Origin of the sequence: Pseudomonas spirodelae (assembly GCF_034653255.1) — a bacterium.
GTDB classification, from domain to species: Bacteria; Pseudomonadota; Gammaproteobacteria; order Pseudomonadales; family Pseudomonadaceae; genus Aquipseudomonas; species Aquipseudomonas spirodelae.
In genome coordinates this window covers 83125-102144 of sequence record NZ_JAYEET010000057.1, presented here as the reverse complement: position 1 = coordinate 102144, position 19020 = coordinate 83125, and the positions used below count along the sequence as shown (strand labels likewise).

19 protein-coding genes are annotated in these 19020 nt (G+C 60.4%); 13 read left to right on the top strand and 6 right to left on the bottom strand.

Going from position 1 to position 19020, the window contains the following annotated elements:
• The first annotated feature begins 57 nt into the window (after window positions 1–57).
• The 3 genes from SOP97_RS19515 to SOP97_RS19505 all read left to right on the top strand — a co-directional run bounded on the left by SOP97_RS19515 (window position 58) and on the right by SOP97_RS19505 (window position 2025).
• Window positions 58–660 (top strand): DNA-J related domain-containing protein, encoded by a 603-nt coding sequence (locus SOP97_RS19515; protein ID WP_322950539.1) that lies wholly within the window; start codon window positions 58–60, stop codon window positions 658–660.
• A gap of 157 nt (window positions 661–817) precedes the next feature.
• Window positions 818–1417: a Yip1 family protein gene (locus SOP97_RS19510; protein WP_322950538.1), complete on the top strand. Its 600-nt coding sequence runs from the start codon at window positions 818–820 to the stop codon at window positions 1415–1417.
• Between the two features lie 107 nt (window positions 1418–1524).
• The gene (locus SOP97_RS19505; RefSeq protein ID WP_411912092.1) at window positions 1525–2025 is read left to right on the top strand and encodes a SprT family zinc-dependent metalloprotease; all 501 of its coding nucleotides are present in this window, start codon (window positions 1525–1527) and stop codon (window positions 2023–2025) included.
• A gap of 12 nt (window positions 2026–2037) precedes the next feature.
• On the opposite strand, the gene trhA is transcribed toward SOP97_RS19505, so the two are convergent.
• The 4 genes from trhA to SOP97_RS19485 form a co-directional block, all read right to left on the bottom strand.
• Window positions 2038–2655, bottom strand: coding sequence for a PAQR family membrane homeostasis protein TrhA (trhA, locus tag SOP97_RS19500; protein ID WP_322950536.1), 618 nt, complete (start codon window positions 2653–2655; stop codon window positions 2038–2040).
• Between the two features lie 121 nt (window positions 2656–2776).
• Window positions 2777–3958 (bottom strand): CaiB/BaiF CoA transferase family protein, encoded by a 1182-nt coding sequence (locus tag SOP97_RS19495; RefSeq protein WP_322950535.1) that lies wholly within the window; start codon window positions 3956–3958, stop codon window positions 2777–2779.
• Between the two features lie 82 nt (window positions 3959–4040).
• Window positions 4041–5678 (bottom strand): AMP-binding protein, encoded by a 1638-nt coding sequence (locus SOP97_RS19490; protein ID WP_322950534.1) that lies wholly within the window; start codon window positions 5676–5678, stop codon window positions 4041–4043.
• Window positions 5679–5735: 57 nt separating this feature from the next.
• Window positions 5736–6875: an acyl-CoA dehydrogenase family protein gene (locus tag SOP97_RS19485; protein WP_322950533.1), complete on the bottom strand. Its 1140-nt coding sequence runs from the start codon at window positions 6873–6875 to the stop codon at window positions 5736–5738.
• A 156-nt stretch (window positions 6876–7031) separates the two neighbouring features.
• Between SOP97_RS19485 and SOP97_RS19480 the strand changes: the two genes are divergently transcribed.
• The 3 genes from SOP97_RS19480 to SOP97_RS19470 all read left to right on the top strand — a co-directional run bounded on the left by SOP97_RS19480 (window position 7032) and on the right by SOP97_RS19470 (window position 10239).
• On the top strand, window positions 7032–8030 hold the full coding sequence (locus SOP97_RS19480) for an AraC family transcriptional regulator (protein ID WP_322950532.1): 999 nt from the start codon (window positions 7032–7034) through the stop codon (window positions 8028–8030).
• Window positions 8031–8117: 87 nt separating this feature from the next.
• Complete coding sequence (locus SOP97_RS19475) at window positions 8118–9455, top strand: serine hydrolase domain-containing protein (RefSeq protein WP_322950531.1); 1338 nt, start codon at window positions 8118–8120, stop codon at window positions 9453–9455.
• Window positions 9456–9600: 145 nt separating this feature from the next.
• Window positions 9601–10239 carry an SOUL family heme-binding protein gene (locus tag SOP97_RS19470; RefSeq protein WP_322950530.1) on the top strand — a complete coding sequence of 213 codons (639 nt, stop codon included), beginning with the start codon at window positions 9601–9603 and terminating at the stop codon, window positions 10237–10239.
• A 70-nt stretch (window positions 10240–10309) separates the two neighbouring features.
• On the opposite strand, the gene SOP97_RS19465 is transcribed toward SOP97_RS19470, so the two are convergent.
• Window positions 10310–11494: an MFS transporter gene (locus SOP97_RS19465; protein ID WP_322950529.1), complete on the bottom strand. Its 1185-nt coding sequence runs from the start codon at window positions 11492–11494 to the stop codon at window positions 10310–10312.
• A gap of 208 nt (window positions 11495–11702) precedes the next feature.
• On the opposite strand from SOP97_RS19465, the gene SOP97_RS19460 reads away from it, so the two are divergent.
• The 7 genes from SOP97_RS19460 (at window position 11703) to SOP97_RS19430 (ending at window position 18124) form a co-directional block, all read left to right on the top strand.
• The gene (locus SOP97_RS19460; RefSeq protein WP_274088678.1) at window positions 11703–11876 is read left to right on the top strand and encodes a periplasmic nitrate reductase, NapE protein; all 174 of its coding nucleotides are present in this window, start codon (window positions 11703–11705) and stop codon (window positions 11874–11876) included.
• A gap of 34 nt (window positions 11877–11910) precedes the next feature.
• Complete coding sequence (locus SOP97_RS19455) at window positions 11911–12171, top strand: chaperone NapD (protein WP_274088677.1); 261 nt, start codon at window positions 11911–11913, stop codon at window positions 12169–12171.
• Window positions 12168–14672, top strand: coding sequence for a nitrate reductase catalytic subunit NapA (gene napA, locus SOP97_RS19450; RefSeq protein ID WP_274088676.1), 2505 nt, complete (start codon window positions 12168–12170; stop codon window positions 14670–14672). Before SOP97_RS19455 ends, napA begins: the two co-directional genes overlap by 4 nt.
• 11 nt (window positions 14673–14683) lie before the next feature.
• Window positions 14684–15169, top strand: a complete 486-nt coding sequence (locus tag SOP97_RS19445; protein ID WP_322950528.1) for a nitrate reductase cytochrome c-type subunit — start codon at window positions 14684–14686, stop codon at window positions 15167–15169.
• A gap of 9 nt (window positions 15170–15178) precedes the next feature.
• Window positions 15179–15775 carry a cytochrome c3 family protein gene (locus SOP97_RS19440; protein WP_274088674.1) on the top strand — a complete coding sequence of 199 codons (597 nt, stop codon included), beginning with the start codon at window positions 15179–15181 and terminating at the stop codon, window positions 15773–15775.
• A gap of 276 nt (window positions 15776–16051) precedes the next feature.
• Window positions 16052–16762, top strand: coding sequence for a 4'-phosphopantetheinyl transferase family protein (locus SOP97_RS19435; protein WP_274088673.1), 711 nt, complete (start codon window positions 16052–16054; stop codon window positions 16760–16762).
• 72 nt (window positions 16763–16834) lie between these two features.
• On the top strand, window positions 16835–18124 hold the full coding sequence (locus tag SOP97_RS19430) for a M18 family aminopeptidase (protein WP_322950527.1): 1290 nt from the start codon (window positions 16835–16837) through the stop codon (window positions 18122–18124).
• A 32-nt stretch (window positions 18125–18156) separates the two neighbouring features.
• On the opposite strand, the gene SOP97_RS19425 is transcribed toward SOP97_RS19430, so the two are convergent.
• Entirely contained in the window at window positions 18157–18873 is a 717-nt protein-coding gene (locus tag SOP97_RS19425) for a UTRA domain-containing protein (protein WP_322950526.1), read from the bottom strand.
• Window positions 18874–19020: the final 147 nt, after the last annotated feature.

Here is a 19020-nt window from a genome sequence, read left to right as displayed (position 1 = left end):
TACGCAGAAAGCGTGCCGCACCCTACCCCACAGTTGTTGAAATGCTAGGCTCGACCGATGAACGATGACTTCAACCCGAACCTCGACCTATCCGAACATGTGCTCCAGTTGCTCGACGCAGCGCCAGCAGGCCTTGGCGAATACCAATTGATCCAGCAGCTAAAAGCTCGCCACTGCACGCATATTCCAAACCTGCCACTGACCGACCACCTGGTGCTGTTTCGTACCCATTTTCTGCTGTTCAACGCGCTCTATCGCCTGCGTGAACGGCTATGGGCGTCGCAACGCGGCCACCTGCAGATCAGCGCGCTAAACATCCAGGTGCTGCCCTATCAACCGGGCAGTGCGCAGCTGAGCGAGCATGACCCACTGCGCGATTACTACCTCGACATGAGCCAACTCCGCGATACCGACGAGCAGGATGTGGCCAAGCTGCTGCGCAGCTTCTGGTCACGCATGCAGGGTGGCGAGGAGCAACAGGCCGCCCTGGAACTCTTTGAACTTAGCGACAACCCGCAAACACTTACGTCTGCCCGCATCAAACAGCGCTACCGGCAACTGGTCAGCCTGCACCACCCGGATCGCGGCGGCAGTACAGAGCGCTTGCAGTCAATCAATAAAGCCATGGAAATCCTCGAACGTTATTACGGCCGCGGCTGAGAGTCCGATTTGCTCTAACGCCCCGCCTTTCCAGCCGTAATGGCTGCCTATACTGCGACATACGGTCGCATAGGTTCGGCATCGCACCTGATGAAGCTGTCCATGCCAATCAGGCGCTGCGCTGGGGGGCGACCGCTATAAAAACAGGAGGTCTGGCATGATCCATCACGTTTGGGGACTATTCACTCACCCTGACCAGGAATGGCAGGAAATCCGTGGCGAAGAAGAAACCATCAGCCACATGTATCTCACCCACGTACTGATTCTCGCGGCAGTTCCTGCGATCTCGGCCTACATCGGCACAACCCAGGTAGGCTGGGCCATTGGTGATCGAGCGCCGGTGATGCTGACAGAAGCCAGCGCACTGCAAATGACCTTCATGACCTACTTGGCAATGCTGGCCGGTGTTGCAGTTATGGGCGCATTCATCCATTGGATGGCGCGCACCTACGATGCCAGCCCGAACCTAACGCAATGCGTGGTATTTGCTGCCTATACCGCCACTCCGCTGTTTATCGGTGGGCTCGCAGCACTCTACCCGCACCTCTGGCTGGCCATGGTGGTGGGCACGGCAGCCATCTGCTACACGGTGTACCTGCTGTATGTCGGTATCCCGCGGTTTATGGGCATCCCCGAGGATGAAGGTTTTATGTTCTCCAGCTCGGTACTTGCTGTGGGTTTGGTGGTGCTGGTGGCGATGATTGCCAGCTCGGTGATTCTCTGGGGCTTTGGGGTTGGCCCGGTCTACACCAGCTAACGCTTACTTGATGACACGTAACGAAACCACCTGCGGGTGGTTTCGTCGTTTCAGGGCTGCGCACATCAAAGGCCTTGGGCATAATCGCCAGCCCGACCTCGATCATCATCTTTATGCCTGAGCAACTCCTAAGCCGCGTAGAGCAGTGCTACCAGCAAGCTGAAGCGTTCTTCAAGCAACCCTTTGTCCGCGCCGAGGTGAGTTTCAAGCTGCGTGGGCAAAAAGCCGGCGTGGCGCACCTGACGGAAAACAAACTGCGCTTCAACCCGCAGCTGTACCGAGAGAATCGCGAAGACTTTCTCCGGCAGACCGTACCCCATGAAGTCGCGCACCTGATTGCCCATCAGCTGTTTGGCCTGAAAATCCAGCCCCACGGCGAGGAGTGGCAGCTGATCATGCGCGGTGTGTATGAGCTAGCGCCTAACCGTTGCCATACCTACGCCGTGCAACGGCGTGCGGTGAGTCGCTACATCTACCGCTGCAGCTGCCCGCAAGGGGAATTCCCGTTTTCGGCCCAGCGCCACACACTGGTCAGTAAAGGCCGTCGCTATTTCTGCCGACGCTGCAAGGTGACCTTGAGTTTTACCGGTGAACAGCGCATCGAATAGCCCACTAAAGGCTCACAGCACGTAACGCAACACCGCCACGAAGTGCATCAAGCTGCCGCCCATAACGAACAGGTGCCAGATGCCATGCCAATGACGGAAGCGGCTGTCATAAACGAAGAAGATGATGCCCACGGTGTAAAGCACCCCGCCTCCGGCTAGCCAGACAAATCCGGCCATGCCCAGCTTAGCGATCAACGGTTTGACCGCCACCAGCACAATCCAGCCCATTACGGCGTAGATCACAATCGACAGCACGCGCGCCTCGGAGCGCGGTTTGATCTCCTGCACCATGCCAATAACGACCAGCGTCCAGACAACGCCAAACAGCGTCCAGCCCCACACCCCTTCCAGGGTTACCAGGCAAAATGGCGTATAGCTGCCGGCAATCAACAAGTAGATCGACAGGTGGTCAAGCTTACGCATCACCACCTTCGCCCGCCCCTGCACGCTGTGGTAAAGCGTGGAGATGCTGTATAGCAGTACCAGCGTCAGGCCATAGATCGCCACACTGACGATCTTGCGTACGTCACCGTCCAGGCTTGCCAGCACCAGCATCCACACGGCGCCCACGCTGGCCAGTAGCGTTCCGACCAGATGGGTCCAGGCGTTGAAGCGTTCACCGTGATACATGCTGTCTCCCTGCATGGCCTATTGGCACGAACCACGCTTATGCCGGAAAACGCATCATTTGACGAGCCGCCAGTGCATCAGGCGCTATGCATAAAGCGCTCGACTGCTCCTTCAACGGGACTCAGGCCACCACTTTTACCGCCTTGAGCTGGGCAATCTGCTCGGCGCTGTAACCCAGTTCAGCCAGCACTTCCTCTGTGTTCGCCCCCAACGCCGCACCGATATGCCGGGGTGCAGGCAAGCCGCTGGAGAACTTGATCGGGCAGGCGATCTGCGCCTGTGGTGCATTGCCCACACGCGGCACCTCGGTAACCAGATTGCGCGCTCTGATCTGCGGATGCTCAACGGCCTCACTGAGGGTGAGCATCGGTTCCACGCAGGCATCCAGGCCGGCGAATACCTGATTCCACTCGGCGAAATCGCGTTTCTCGAACTCGATTTCGATCTCGCGTTTAAGCGCTTGCTGATCCTCGGGCTTTAGTGAAAGACCACGCGCAGCCAACTCAGGGCGACCAATCGCGGCGCAGAATTGCTGCATGAACTGCGGTTCCAGGCTACCGACCGAGAACCAACGGCCATCACGGGTGCGGTAGTAGTCGTAGAAACTGCCGCCATTGAGTGCCTGGTTTTCCATCGCCGGCTCCACCCCGGCCGCCAGATAACCCGCCCCGGCCATACCGTGCAGGCTGAAGGCACAGTCGGTCATGCTGATGTCCACCTGCTGACCCAGGCCCGTGGCCTGGCGCTGAATAACCGCCGCCAGTAGGCCGATCACCCCGTGCAGCGAGCCGCCGGCAATATCCGCTGCCTGAATACCCAGCGGCAGCGGCCCAGTGTCGCTGCGCCCGGTGTAGCTGGCGATGCCGGCCAGGGCCAAATAATTGATGTCATGCCCGGCGCGATCCTTATACGGCCCGGTCTGGCCATAGCCGGTGATCGACACGTAAATCAGCTTCGGGTTGATCGCTTTCAGCGCCTCGTAGCCGACGCCGAGTTTGTCCATCACCCCTGGGCGGAACTGCTCCAGCACGATGTCGTACTCGGCCACCAGTTGCTTGACCATTTCCACCGCCTCGGGCTTTTTCAGGTCAAGGGCGATGCAGCGCTTGTTGCGGTTGAGGTAGGCATGGCTGGCCGACACGCCGCCGTCATGCGGCGGCAGCACGCGCACCAGGTCCATGCGCGAAGGCGACTCAACTCGCAGCACCTCGGCGCCCATATCGGCTAGTAATAGAGAGGCAAACGGCCCCGGCAACAGGGTGGAAAAATCCAGCACTTTCAGGGACGACAGCGGGCCTTGCATAACAGCTCCTTTGGATAATCGTTTATGCCGATGGGTAGCGCTGCGCTCAACCTGCGCGGCCAGCCCAACCTAAGCAGTGCAGCTATTGCCAATGCAGCGGTTGCTTGGCATCCAGCTCGCTTAGTTGGTCGGCAAAGCGTGCTTCCAGTACGTTACGGCGGATTTTCATGGTCGGGGTCATGCAGCCGTTGTCCACGGTCCAGGCCTCGCGCACCAGCACAAAATGGCTAAGCCGTTCGTGGGCCTCAAGCTGAGCATTAAGCTGCTGCAAAGTCTGCGCAAGGTCGGCCGCCACTTGCTCGCGTGCCTGCTCACGAGCCGCCGGTGACAGCTCGATCAGCGCCAATGGCTGATCCAAATTGCTGCCCATCAGGCACACCTGCTCGACCCAGAGGTTCTTGGCGATCTCCCCTTCAATCGGCGCCGGGGCGATGTACTTGCCCTTGCTGGTCTTGAAGATATCCTTCACCCGCCCGGTAATTTTCAGGTAACCGGCCGCATCAATCTCGCCCTTGTCACCCGTGTGCAGCCAGCCATCGGTAATGGTTTCAGCGGTTTTCGCCGGTTCCTGGTAGTAACCCAGCATCAGGCACGGGCAACGCAGCAGGATTTCGCCATTCTCGGCCAGGCGCATCTCATTACCCGGCATCGGCCGCCCCACCGTGCCAAAACGCACCTGCCCCGGCCGGTTGAAGCAGCCATAGGCGAAGTGCTCGGTCATGCCATAGCCCTCGCAGATGGTCATACCGATACGCTGGTACCAATCCAGCAAGGCCGGCGGAATCGCTGCCGCGCCACTGACCAGAATCCGTGCGCGATCCAGCCCTAATCCCTTGCGAATTTTGCGCGCGACCAAGCCGCCAATCAGCGGAATACCCAGCAAACGTGCCAGTTTGGGCTGCGGCAGTTTCTCCAGCACGCCCTGCTGAAAGCGCGTCCACAGGCGCGGCACGGAGAAAAACACGGTCGGCCGCACGTGGCGCAAGTCGCTGGCAAAGGAGTCCAGTGACTCGACAAAGGCCACCCGCCCACCGCTGTACAAGGCGTTCATCTCCACCAGAAAACGCTCGGCGGCATGCGATAGCGGCAGGTATGAGAAGAACTGATCCTGCTCGGTGATTTGCAACTCCTGCACCGAGTGGCTACTGGCATAGGCGAACGCTTTGGCCGAGAGCATCACCCCCTTGGGCTGCCCCGTGGTGCCGGAGGTATAGAGGATGCTGAGCAAGGCATCGGGTGCCTGCTGATGCGTTTCAGCCAACGGCTGGTGCGCCGCCAGCAAGGCATGCCAGCCGTGACTGGCCTCGATAGTCGGATACGGCATGGCAATCCGCATCACTTCAGCGGGAATGCCGGGGGCCAACTTGGCCGGTTCATCCAGCTTGCCGAGGAAGATCGCCTTGCACTGCGAATGTCGCAGCACATACTCGATGCTCTCGGCTGACTGCAGGGGGTACAACGGCACGCTGATTAGCCCCGCCATCATGATCGCCAGATCGGCAATCACCCATTCGGCGCAGTTCTTCGCCAGCAGCGCCACTCGGTCACCCGGCGCACAACCCAGTGCATGCAACGCCGTGGCTATACGCCGCGCCTGCTCATCCACCTGCGCCCAGGTGAAATCATGCCATTGCCCAGCTACCGGCTGGCTGAGCCAGACCGCATCGGGGCGTTTCTCAACCCAGAGCGCCAGGCGCTCCAGAGGCAGTTGTTCGTCCATGTGCAGACCTCTTATTGTTAGTGTCTGTCGCGCCTCGATTTAGCCATTAACCCTCTATCAAAGCTTCATCCCGCGGCTGATGATCTCTTTCATGATTTCCGAGGTGCCAGCGAAGATGCGCTGAATGCGTGCATTCGCGTACATCTTGCAAATTGGGTACTCCCACATATACCCCCAGCCGCCGTGCAGTTGTACCCCCTCATCGACTACCTTGCCCAGTAGCTCAGTGGTGAACAGCTTGGCCTCGGCAGCGACTTCTGGGGTGAGCTTTTTCTCGTTGTGATCGATCACGCAGCGGTCAACAAACACCTGCGCCACGTCGATTTTCGTACGCATTTCAGCGAGCTTGAAGCGGGTGTTCTGGAAGTGCGAAATCGGCCGATCAAAAGCCTTACGCTCTTTCACGTAATCGATGGTCACTTGCAGCGCCGCCTCGGCACCGGCCACCGCGCCGCAGGCATTGGTCAGGCGCTCCTGAGCGAGCATGTTCATCAGATAAAAGAAGCCACCCTTGGCATCCCCCAGCAGGTTGGCTTTGGGCACCTTGACGTTGTTGAAGAACAGCTCGGCGGTGTCCTGGCTCTTCATGCCGAGTTTTTCCAGCTTCTTGCCGCGCTCGAAACCCGCCATGCCGCGCTCGACCAAGAACAAGCCCATGGCATGTTTGTTCGCCGGGTCGGTCTTGGCTGCGACTATCACCACATCGGCCAGGAGGCCGTTGGAGATAAACACCTTGGAGCCGTTGAGCAGGTAGTGATCGTCCTGCTCCACCGCACTGGTGCGCATGCCGGCCAGGTCGGAGCCGGCGCTCGGCTCGGTCATCGCCACCGCCAGAATCAGCTCGCCGCTGATAATCCCCGGCATAAAGCGCGCCTTCTGCTCAGCGTTACCGTACTCAGCGATATAGGGGCCGCACAGCGCCGAGTGCAGCGGCAGCATAAAACCGGCTTCGTTAACCTTGGCCAACTCCTCGCACATAATCTGCTCGTAGCGAAAATCCTTGAGGCCCGCACCGCCGTATTCCTCATCCGCCCAAGGCAGCAAAAAGCCCATGTCACCGGCCTTCTTCCATACCTCACGGCTGACCATGCCGTCGGCCTCCCATTGGTCCTGATGGGGCAGCACTTCCTTCTTCAGAAAAGCGGCAAAGGCGTCGCGAAACATGCTGTGTTCGGTATCGAAAATGTTGCGCTGCATGGGGTGGCTCCTAGAGCTGAAGTCGTGCTGCAGGTTAGGCCTGCCCTGCCACCAGCCTCAATGACCCATGCGCTCAGCCTGGGTTGACCCATTCGCTCGGTGCTTGTTCTATGCCCGTCAAGCTGCTTACCATCGGCGCACTTTCAAGGAGCCGTCATGCGCGAACACACCATCGCCAGCCACTTTGTCCGCGCGGCCTTACGCGGTGCCGAGGCCAAGGGCCAAGATTGCACGCCACTGCTGCGCCAGCTGGGGATTCAACCCGCTCTGCTGGATGAGCCACGCGCCCGCATCGCCCCCGAGCAGTTCGCCCGTTTGGTGCAGTTGTTGTGGGAAAGCCTCGACGACGAATACCTCGGCTTTGGCCGTCTGCGCAGTAAGCGCGGCACGTTCGCCATGATGTGTTACGCCATCATCCATTGCCGCTCGCTGGAAAAAGCCCTGGGCCGGGGCGCGCTGTTCTACAGCCTGTTTCCCGAAGCGCCGATCATCAGCATTCAGCGTGAAGGTGATTGGGCACGACTGAGCGTAGACGGCTCAAGCCTGCTGGACCCCGACCACTTTCTGGTGGAATGCCTGCTGGTGATCTGGCACCGCCTCGGCAGTTGGCTAATCGGCCAACGCATCCGTCTGGAAGAAACCACCTTCACCTACAGCCAGCCCGCCCACGCTGCCGAGTACGAATTGCTGTTTCCCTGCAACCGGCGTTTTTCCGCTGGGCGCACCAGCCTGCTGTTCCACGCCCGCTATCTGGCCATGCCGCTGCTGCAGGACGAGCGCACCCTCAAGCAATTCCTCCAGCATTCCCCGGCCGATCTGCTGGCGCGCCCGGATGGCGGCGACAGCCTGATCAGCCAAATCCGCCGCCTGCTTGGTCGCGACTGCAGCAACTGGCCAGACCTCGACGCCGTGGCGCAACAGCTGCACATGAGCCCACAAACCCTGCGCCGGCATTTGCGCGAGGAAGGCTCGAGCTTTCAGGAGTTGAAAGATCATCTGCGCCGGGACTTGGCGATTTATCACTTGGGCCGCGCCGATTTGGCCATTCAGGACATTGCCGAGCAACTGGGGTTTTCGGAGCCGTCTGCGTTTCACCGTGCCTTTAAAAAATGGACGGGGCTGACGCCGGGCGCGTATCGGGCCCAGGAAGCTTAAGCCGCTGAATACTCCCCACCGCACTGATGGCGGGGAGACTTGGCCGCCTATGCTTTACTGAGCAGACATATACAGAGGGTGCTAATCATGGACATACGCCGTTTGAAAGGATCATTACCCCTGCGCTTATGCCTACTACTCAGCGCATTCGCCTGCTCGGCCCACGCCAGCACACCTGCGCAATTCCCAAGCGCGCAGGCCAGTGACCCGGCTGAACTGGGCTGGATGGTTGGCTCACCACCCCCGCCTGAGCGTATTTTGCGTTTCGATGACGGCAGTTATTTTCGCTTCCCGCAGATGCGCTGGAGTGTCTCCAACTTTCGCCAACTCATGCCCACCGTCAATGTGTCGCACGGGCTTAGCGCGCCTTCGCCGCTAAAGCGCAACCTGCTGGACGCCATCGACACTGTCTCGTTCATGCCACTCGGCGCTGATAAGCCCATGACCTGGCAGCAGTCGCTGCTGGCCAACTACACCGACGGGATTGTTGTGCTGCATCGCGGCGCAGTCGTCTACGAACGCTATTTCGGTGTGCTCAAGGCGCAAGGCCAGCATGGCGCCATGTCAGTCACCAAGACCTTTATGGGCACCCTCGCCGCGCTACTGGTTGCCGAAGGGACGCTTGAGCCTGAACGCAAGGTGGCCTACTACGTACCCGAGCTGGCTGCATCTGCCTTCGGTAACGCCACGGTTCGCCAGTTGATGGATATGACCACCGGCATTCGCTTTAGCGAAGACTATGCCGACCCCAATGCCGAAGTCTGGGCGCATGCCGCCGCCGGCAATCCGCTGCCCAAACCCGCGGACTACCAGGGGCCACGTACTTATTATGAGTTTCTGCAAACGGTTCAGCCGCAGGGTAAACATGGCGAGGCCTTTCACTACCGGACCGCCAACACCGATGCCCTCGGGTGGGTGCTAGCGCGTGCGAGTGGCCGCAACGTGGCAAAACTGCTGTCGGAGCGCATCTGGAGCAAACTTGGCGCTGAGCAGGATGCCTATATGTCCGTCGACTCCATCGGCACACCGTTTGCCGGTGGCGGGCTGAACAGCGGCCTGCGTGACCTGGCGCGCTTTGGTGAAATGGTGCGCAACAACGGCCGTTACAACGACCAGCAAATCTTGCCGGCCGAGGTCGTGACAGACATCCGTAACGGTGCAAGCCGTGAAGATTTCGCCAAGGCTGGCTACTCGCTGTTGCCCGGCTGGAGTTATCGCAATATGTGGTGGGTCACCCACAACGCGAATGGCGCCTTTATGGCGCGCGGGGTGCACGGCCAAGCGCTGTACATTGACCCAGCGGCCGAGATGGTGATTGCCCGCTTCGCCAGCCACCCAATCGCGGCCAATTCCGCCAACGATCCCACCTCATTACCAGCTTATGCGGCCGTTGCAAAATACCTGATGGAGCAGCCGAAGCCCTAAGTCACCCAGGCCGTAAATCAACGCCCCAATGAACTTGCTGCACACGTAGCGTTCAAGTCTTAAGGCGATGAGACAGTGAGCAGCCGAGCCAAGCACATGGTCTCGGCGCCTCCCTCCAGAGATCCACAGTAGCGGGTGAACGCGAATGACCTATTTAAAACAGGCTGCAGCAGTGCTTTTTGCTGCACTCATTGGGAGTGGAAACGCAATGGCGGTTGAGGAAGCGAAATACTCAGTTGTGCTCAAAGAAGACAGCTTTGAGTTGCGTAACTATGAGCCCCATGTTGTTGCAGAAACCCGGGTAGACGGGGATTTTGATCAGGCTGGCAGCAAAGCGTTTAGCCGGCTGTTTGATTACATTTCGGGCAACAACACCTCCAGCCAGAAAATTGCGATGACCGCACCGGTCGCCCAAGAGGCCGAAGGTGAGAAAATCGCGATGACGTCACCCGTTGGCCAACAGCAAATCGATGGCGCTTGGGCTGTGAGTTTTATGATGCCTGCGACCCTCTCACTGGCCACGCTGCCGGCTCCTAAAGACCCACAGGTGACATTGCGCCAAGTGCCCGCGCGGCAGATGGCGGCGGTGCGCTACTCGGGGTTCTGGAGTGAACGTGCCTACACGCGCAATAAAGCAGAGCTCGACGTGTGGATTAGCAAAAACGGCTGGCGCGTCGTCGGCGAACCAGTATGGGCCCGCTACAACCCACCGTTTATGCCGTGGTTTTTACGCCGCAATGAAGTCTTAGTGCCCATCGCAATGCCCGCGGATGGCAACAACTGAATGTTTGCTCAGTCAATCGATGGCCTGCCGCCGCATACACAAGCACTTGCGTGAACCCGCAACTCAAGCCTTACAGCTTACGCACACTGATTCCGGCCGAGACAAACAGCGCGGCCAGTACGGCCAGCATGGGCAGCCAGCCGGCATGCTCCCAGATGTACCCGGCGGCATAGCCAATCACGCTGGAGCCCAGGTAATAGGCGCACAGGTACAACGCCGACGCCTGCGCCTTGGCTCCACTCGCGCGCTGCCCGACCTGCCCACTGGCCACCGCGTGGGCGGCAAAGAAACCCAGGGTGAACAAGGCCAACCCCGCCACCGCCAGGCTCAGCCAGGGCGTGGCACAGAGCGCCACCCCCAGCAGCATGATGGCGATACCGCCTAGCATCACCTGGCGCGCGCCCAGGCGTGGCACCAGTCGCCCCGCCCAACCGGCGCTGACGATGCCCAGCAGATACACGGTGAACAACAAGCCGATCCAGCTGGATGAAAGATTGAACGGTGCGGCCGCCAGGCGAAAACCGACATAGTTGAACAAGGCGACAAACCCGCCCATCAACAGAAAGGCCAACAGAAACAGGCGGCGCAATTGGCCATTGCCCAGGTGCGCCGCAAAGTTGCGCAGCAGGCCACGCACTGACAGCGATTGCGCGGTGAAATGCCGCGACGGCGGCAGCAGCCAAATAAACAGCGCCAAGGCCAACAAGCCCATACCAGCAATACCGGCCAACGCCAGCGGCCAGCCGCCCAGATCACTGAGCAGGCCGGCGAGCAAACGCCCTAGCAACCCGCCCAGCGCGGTGCCGCCGATATACAGCCCCATCGCCGCCGGCAGTGCCTCGGGGTCGAATTCTTCACCGACATAGGCCATGGCCAGGGCCGGCAGCCCGCTCAACGCCAGGCCAAGCAAGGCGCGCAGCCACAGCAGATGATCCCAACTGTCCACCAGCGCGCAGGCAATCCCCAGCAGTGACGCCAGGCCCAGAGCCGCGACCATTACCGGCTTGCGCCCCCAGCTCTCGGCCAGTGCACCGGACACCAGCAGACAAACGGCCAGGCTCATCGTGGTCAGCGACAGCACCAAACTGCTACCCGCTGCGGACACGGAGAAATGCGACGCCAGCAGCGGCAGCAACGGCTGCACGCAGTAGAGCAAGGCAAAGGTGGCAAAACCGGCGCAGAACAGCGCCAGGGTGGCGCGCCGGTAGGCGGCAGTACCGCGCATCAAATACGCAGACGAATCGGCAGCAGGCATCGGCAGGCTCGCAAAATGGCTCTAAATCGGCCGTTCCGGCAGATTAACACGCAGTCGGACAAGCCGGCTTTGCGCGCGGTGCATAGCCGCTGTGCTGCACTGGAACAAATACCGAGGAAAGCCATTCGTCTTGATTCAGATCAGCACTTTTGTCCATATCAAGAGTAAGGTCTAACCTGATTGCTACACCTGAGGGGAGTCAGTCGCCATGACCACCGACAATAACAACGACAACAATGTGCAAAAAAGTAAGGAAACCCGCCTTTTTCTGTTTCTTGTCGTCTGCTTTTTCCCCCTCCTGTCCATCGCCCTGGTCGGTGGCTACGGTTTCTTTATCTGGTTTATGCAAATGCTGATTGGTCCACCCGGACCGCCTAGCTGATCGCCCTGCCTGATCACCATCGGAGCCACGGAATATGGCCGAAACCCTGCACATTGCCAGCCTGCTGGTACACGCCCGCCCGGAGCAGTTCGAAGCGGTGAAAGCCAATCTGAGCCTGCTTGACGGGGTTGAACTGCATCAGCAAAGCCCACTGGGCAAGCTGGTGGTAGTACTGGAAACCGCCGACGAGCAGCAGATCCTTGAGCGCATAGACCAGATCAGCAACCTGCCGGGCGTACTCAACGCCGCGCTGGTCTACCACGAACTGCTGAGCCCCGAAGGAGCCGACGAATGAGCATGACCCGCCGTCAATTCGCCAAAGCCAACGCCGCCGCCATTGCCGCAGCAGCGGCCGGCCTGCCGATTGCCACCTCGGCCAGCAACCTGATCACCGAAGCGGACATGACCACGCTGAACTGGAACAAAGCCCCCTGCCGCTTCTGCGGCACCGGTTGCAGCGTGATGGTGGCGACCAAGAACAACCGCGTGGTGGCCACCCACGGTGACGTCAAGGCCGAGGTCAATCGCGGCCTGAACTGCGTCAAGGGCTACTTCCTATCGAAGATCATGTACGGCGTTGACCGCCTGACCGAGCCGCTGCTGCGCATGAAGAACGGCGTGTATGACAAACAGGGCGAGTTCCAGCCGATCAGTTGGGAGCAGGCCTTCGACATCATGGAGCTGAAGTTCAAGGAAGCCTTGAAGAACAAAGGCCCCGAGTCGGTGGGCATGTTCGGTTCGGGGCAATGGACCATCTGGGAAGGCTACGCGGCCAACAAGCTGATGAAAGCCGGCCTGCGCAGCAACAACATCGACCCCAACGCGCGCCACTGTATGGCCTCGGCGGTGATGGGTTTTATGCGCACCTTCGGTGCCGATGAGCCGATGGGCTGCTATGACGATATCGAAGCCGCCGACGTGTTCGTGCTGTGGGGCTCGAACATGGCCGAGATGCATCCGATCCTCTGGAGCCGGGTCACCGACCGCCGCCTGAGCTACCCGCAGACCAAAGTGGTGGTGCTCTCTACCTTTGAACACCGCAGCTTCGAGCTGGCTGATATTCCCATGGTGTTCAAACCGCAGACTGACCTGCTGATCCTCAACTACATCGCCAACCACATCATCGAAAGCGGTGCGGTGAACAAGAGTTTCGTCAACCAGCACACCAAGTTCGCCAAGGGTGCCGACGACATCGGCTACGGCCTGCGCCCCGATCACCCGCTTGAAGTGCAGGCGAAAAACGCCGAGACCGCCAACACCTGGAGCGATATATCCTTCGAGCAGTTCGCCGCTTTCGTCAAACCCTACACCCTGGAGCGCACCGCCAAGGAAACCGGGGTGCCAGCCGAGCGCCTCAAGGCCCTGGCCGAGCTGTATGCCGACCCCAAGCGCAAGGTCATGTCGTTCTGGACCATGGGCTTCAATCAGCACACCCGTGGGGTGTGGGCCAATAACCTGATCTACAACATCCACCTGCTCACCGGCAAAATCAGCGAACCGGGCAACAGCCCGTTCTCGCTCACCGGCCAGCCCTCGGCCTGCGGCACTGCGCGCGAAGTCGGCACCTTCTCCCACCGCCTGCCGGCGGACATGGTGGTGACCAACCCGAAACACCGCGCCACCGCCGAGAAAATCTGGAAGCTGCCCGCCGGCACCATCCAGGAAAAGGTCGGTTTCCACGCCGTGCAGCAAAGCCGCATGCTCAAAGACGGCGTGCTCAACGTCTATTGGACCCAGGTCAGCAACAACATGCAGGCTGGGCCGAACATCATGGGCGAAGTGCTGCCCGGCTGGCGCAACCCAGACAACTTCATCATCGTCTCCGACGTCTACCCTACCGTCTCGGCTCAGGCCGCCGACCTGATCCTGCCCAGCGCCATGTGGGTGGAAAAGGAAGGCGCGTACGGCAACGCCGAGCGTCGCACGCAATTTTGGCATCAGTTGGTCACTGCCCCCGGCGAGGCCAAATCTGATCTGTGGCAACTGGTGGAGTTTTCCAAACGCTTTACCACCGATGAAGTCTGGCCGGCCGAACTGTTGGCCACCTCGCCGCAGCACAAGGGCAAGACCCTGTACCAGGTGCTGTTCGCCAACGGTCAGGTCGACCAGTTCCCCAGCGAGCAGATCGAAGCCGGCCATATCAACGATGAAGCCAAGGCTTTTGGCTTCTACCTGCAAAAAGGCCTGTTCGAGGAATACGCGCAGTTCGGCCGTGGCCATGGTCATGACCTCGCCGACTTCGACCGTTACCACAGCGAACGCGGCATGCGCTGGCCGGTGGTGGACGGCGAGGAAACCCGCTGGCGCTACCGTGAAGGCCTCGATCCTTATGTGGAAAAAGGCAGCGGCGTGCAGTTCTACGGTTACCCGGACAAGAGGGCGATCATCTTCGCCCTGCCCTACGAGCCGGCCGCCGAAGCCCCGGATGCCGACTACCCGTTCTGGCTCAGCACCGGCCGGGTACTGGAGCACTGGCACACCGGCAGCATGACCCAGCGTGTCGAAGAGCTGCACAAGGCGGTGCCCGATGCCCTGGTGTACATGCACCCGGACGATGCCAAGGCGCTTAACGCCCGGCGCGGCAGCGAGGTCAAAGTGATCAGCCGGCGCGGTGAAATGCGCGCGCGCATCGAAACCCGAGGGCGCAACAAACCGCCCCAGGGGTTGGTGTTCGTGCCGTTTTTCGACGCCAACAAGCTGATCAACAAGGTCACCCTGGATGCCACCGACCCGATCTCCAAGCAGGCCGACTACAAGAAGTGTGCGGTGAAGATCGAACTGATCAGCGTGGCCTGAGGAGAACTCTGATGAACATTCGCCTACTGCCTTTCCTGCTGCTGGCCGCGTTTGGCATTGCCGTGGCCGCCGAAGTCAATTACCCGCTGGATGCCCCGGCACCGGATGGCCGCCGCCCAGGCGGCACCATCAGCCAGACTCTATCAGCGCCGCCTATTGCCAATGAGGAAAACAAGGACCTCAAGCGCGAACGCAACTACCCCGAGCAACCGCCGACCATCCCGCACAGCATCAGCAGTTACCAGATCGACAAAAACGGCAACAAGTGCCTGACCTGCCACAGCCGCGCCGGTAGCGCGCGCAGCCAAGCCCCGATGATCAGCATCACCCACTACATGGACCGCGACGGCCAGCCGCTGGCAGCAGTATCGCCACGGCGCTACTTCTGCAATCAGTGCCACGTTTCACAGAACGAGGTGAAACCGCTGGTGGGCAACAGTTTCGAGACCATCGACAAGCTGTTGCAAGACGAAATCAATGCCCCGGCCAAACCCTGAGGAGGCGTCATGAAATCATTGTTTGCCCTGCTCAAGGACTACTGGCGCATCCTGCGCCGACCGAGCGTGCACTACAGCCTGGGCTTTCTCACCCTTGGCGGTTTTATCGCCGGGATCATCTTCTGGGGCGGTTTCAACACCGCGCTGGAAGTCACCAACACCGAGCAGTTCTGCATTTCCTGCCATGAAATGCGCGACAACGTGTATGTCGAACTGAAGGACACCATCCACTACAGCAACCGCTCCGGCGTGCGCGCCACCTGTCCGGACTGCCACGTGCCGCACAAATGGACCGACAAAATCGCGCGCAAGATGCAGGCCTCCAAAGAGGTGTGGGGCAAGATTTTCGGCACCATCAACACCCGCGACAAGTTCCTCGCCCACCGCCGCACACTCGCCGAACACGAATGGGCGCGGCTCAAAGCCAACGACTCGCTGGAATGCCGTAACTGCCACAACTTCGAGTTTATGGACTTCACCCGCCAGGGCCAGCGCGCCCGGCAGATGCACTCCACCGCCCTGGCCAGCGGCGAAGCTACGTGCATCGACTGCCATAAAGGCATCGCCCACAAGCTGCCGGACATGAGCGGGGTGCCGGGCTGGTAGCGCGAAAGTTAAAGCGTCGCGAAGGATGACCGCCCTAAATAGCGTCCATAAAAAAACGGGAGCCCAAACGGGCTCCCGTACTCATTCTCAGAGAAATGCCGGAACAAGCCTCACGCCTGCGCCAGCTACAACCTCACCTGCGTCCCCGAAGAAACGCATGCCACAGTGTGGCAAAAAAGCCCGCGCAACTTCGTTTAGCTTTGTTGCCGCTTTGCAAAGAAATGTAAACGCGCGCAGCGGCTGGCCGTGCAAAGCGCCGCACGGCAGAATAGGTCGATGAATACAGCCTACCTCCCGCCCTGCTGCAGCCCCCTGAAGAGTCACTGGCCATTGCCGCACAGCCTGCCGGCGCTGCAGTTAATCAGCACCACCTTTAATCCCGAACTACTGGATGCAGCGGATTTCAGCCGCTGCGCAGTCGCGCCGGTGCGCGGCGTAGCCAAACGCCAGGCCGAATACCTGGCCGGGCGCCTGTGTGCGCGTGAGGCCTTGATGCGTTTGACCGGTGCGGCGACGGTTCCGGCCTGCGGTGAAGATCGCGCGCCACAGTGGCCGTTAGGTGTGGTCGGCTCAATCACCCACGGCAGCGGCTGGGCCGGCGCCGTGGTGGGCAACAGCGCCGACTGGCGCGGCCTGGGGCTGGATATCGAACAACTTATACCGGCCAGCCGCGCGGAACGCCTGGCAGCGGAAATTCTTACGCCCGCCGAACTGTTCCGCCTGGAAAACCTCTCCGCCGAACAGCGCGCGCAACGCATCAGCCTGACCTTCTCGCTCAAGGAAAGCCTGTTCAAGGCGCTCTACCCGCAGGTATTGCAGCACTTCTACTTTCAGGATGCCGAGCTGCTCAGCGTCGAGGCTGACAATAAAGTGTGCATGCGCCTGTTGATTGACCTGCATGGGGACTGGCCCGCCGGCAGCGAGCTGGAAGGCCAATTCGCCGAGTTCGACGGTTATCTGCTCAGCCTGGTCAGCATCCCGAGCTGATCTGTCGAGCGCGGCAGCCCAAAGCGCTAGGCAAATCCGCTAAACTCGGCCGATTGCCGTCTGGAGTGCCCTATGCGCGAAGATTTGAATCAAGGCCTGATCGAGTTCCTCAAGGCCTCGCCGACCCCTTTTCATGCCACCGCCAGCCTGGCTCAGCGCCTTGAGGCGGCCGGTTTCCAGCACCTGGACGAACGCGCCAGCTGGCACACCGAGGCCGGCGGCCGCTATTACGTGACGCGCAACGACTCCTCGATCATCGCCTTCAAGCTGGGCAAGCGCGCACCGCTGGAAGGCGGCATTCGCCTGGTCGGCGCGCACACCGACAGCCCGTGCCTGCGGGTCAAACCGCAACCGGAGCTGCAGCAACATGGCTTTTTCCAGCTCGGCGTTGAGGTGTACGGCGGCGCTTTGCTGGCGCCCTGGTTCGACCGCGACCTGTCGCTGGCCGGCCGGGTGACCTACCGCCGCGACGGCAAGGTGGAAAGCCAGCTGATCGACTTTCAATGCCCCATTGCGGTCATCCCTAACCTGGCGATCCACCTCAACCGTGAGGCCAATCAAGGCTGGGCGATCAACCCGCAGAACGAACTGCCGCCGATTTTGGCGCAACTGGCCGGTAGCGATGCCGCTGACTTCCGCGCCCTGATCACCGATCAACTGGCCCGCGAACATGATTTCAGCGCCGACGCCGTGCTCGATTACGAGCTGAGCTTCTACGATACCCAGGCGGCGGCGGTCATTGGCCTGAACAGCGACTTTATCGCCGGTGCGCGCTTGGACAACCTGCTGTCCTGCTACGCCGGCCTGCAAGCCCTGCTCGCGGCGCCCGATGATGAAAGCTGCCTGCTGGTATGCACCGATCATGAGGAGGTCGGCTCCTGCTCGGCCTGCGGCGCCGATGGCCCGATGCTCGAACAGGTATTGCGTCGTGTGCTGCCTGAAGGCGATGCCTTCGTGCGGACCATCCAGCGCTCGTTGCTGGTCTCGGCCGACAACGCCCACGCCGTGCATCCCAACTACGCGGATAAGCACGATCAGAACCACGGCCCTAAGCTCAATGCCGGCCCTGTGATCAAGATCAACAGCAACCAGCGCTACGCCACCACCAGCGAGACGGCCGGCTTTTTCCGCCACCTGTGCCTGGAAAACGAAGTGCCGGTGCAGAGTTTTGTCACCCGTAGCGACATGGGCTGCGGCTCGACCATCGGCCCGATCACTGCAAGCCAACTGGGCGTGCGCACCGTGGACATCGGCCTGCCGACGTTCGCCATGCACTCGATCCGTGAACTGGCCGGCAGCCATGACCTGGCGCATCTGGTGAAAGTACTCACTGCGTTCTACGCCAGCGCTGAACTGCCCTGAGAACGGCTGGGCAAAAAGCCCAGCCTCGTGCTCTATTCCGGTACCTCGACGCTCACATGCAGGGCGTCGTGGCGCCAGAACTCCAGGTCGCAGTCAATCAAACGGCCATGCTGATCGCGGTTGACCCGAACGATACGCAACGCCGGGCTGCCCACCGCTACTTTCAATGCTGACGCGGCTTCGCTGTGCAAGGCCGTGGGCACCATATCGAAACGCACCCGGCCGTAATGAATGCCGTATTCGCTGGCATACAACTCGGTCAGCGAGCAGGTCAGGTCGAAATCCAGAATCCCGGCGAAATAATTCGGGTTCAGATAGTGCTCAACGTACAGCACCAGCCGCCCATCAATACGCCGCGCACGACGAATCTGATACACGCTAGAAAGCGCCGGCAACGCCAGTAGCTGGCAGATCTCGGCACTGGCCGGCATCAACCTGGCACTCAACACCTCAGTGGCGGGCACCCGGCCCTGCTCACCTACCATCGCGTGAAAGTGGCTGCGCACCAGCGGGTTATAGGCCACGCGCGGTGGCGAAACAAACCAGCCGCGGCGCTCTTCACGGTAAATCAGCCCCTGGGCCTCTAGCTGCCCAAGCGCCTCACGCAAGGTGATGCGTGTGGTGTCGAACACCTCACTGAGCTTGCGCTCTGCCGGTAGCTGACTTCCAGACGGCAACAAACCGTGTTCGATCTGCTCCTCCAATGCCCGGCATATAGCAGTCACTGCCCGCGGCGCTTCATCACGCATCAAGACCTCCGAATTTGGACTAGTCCAGCCCAAATAGAGGGCAAAAGGCTGTTCATGCCGCTGTAAAAATCATGTTTCAAGTTTAAGCACTCTAGATGACCGAAACATGACACGCGGTTGGTCAACCCAGCCAGTGCGCGCAAACCC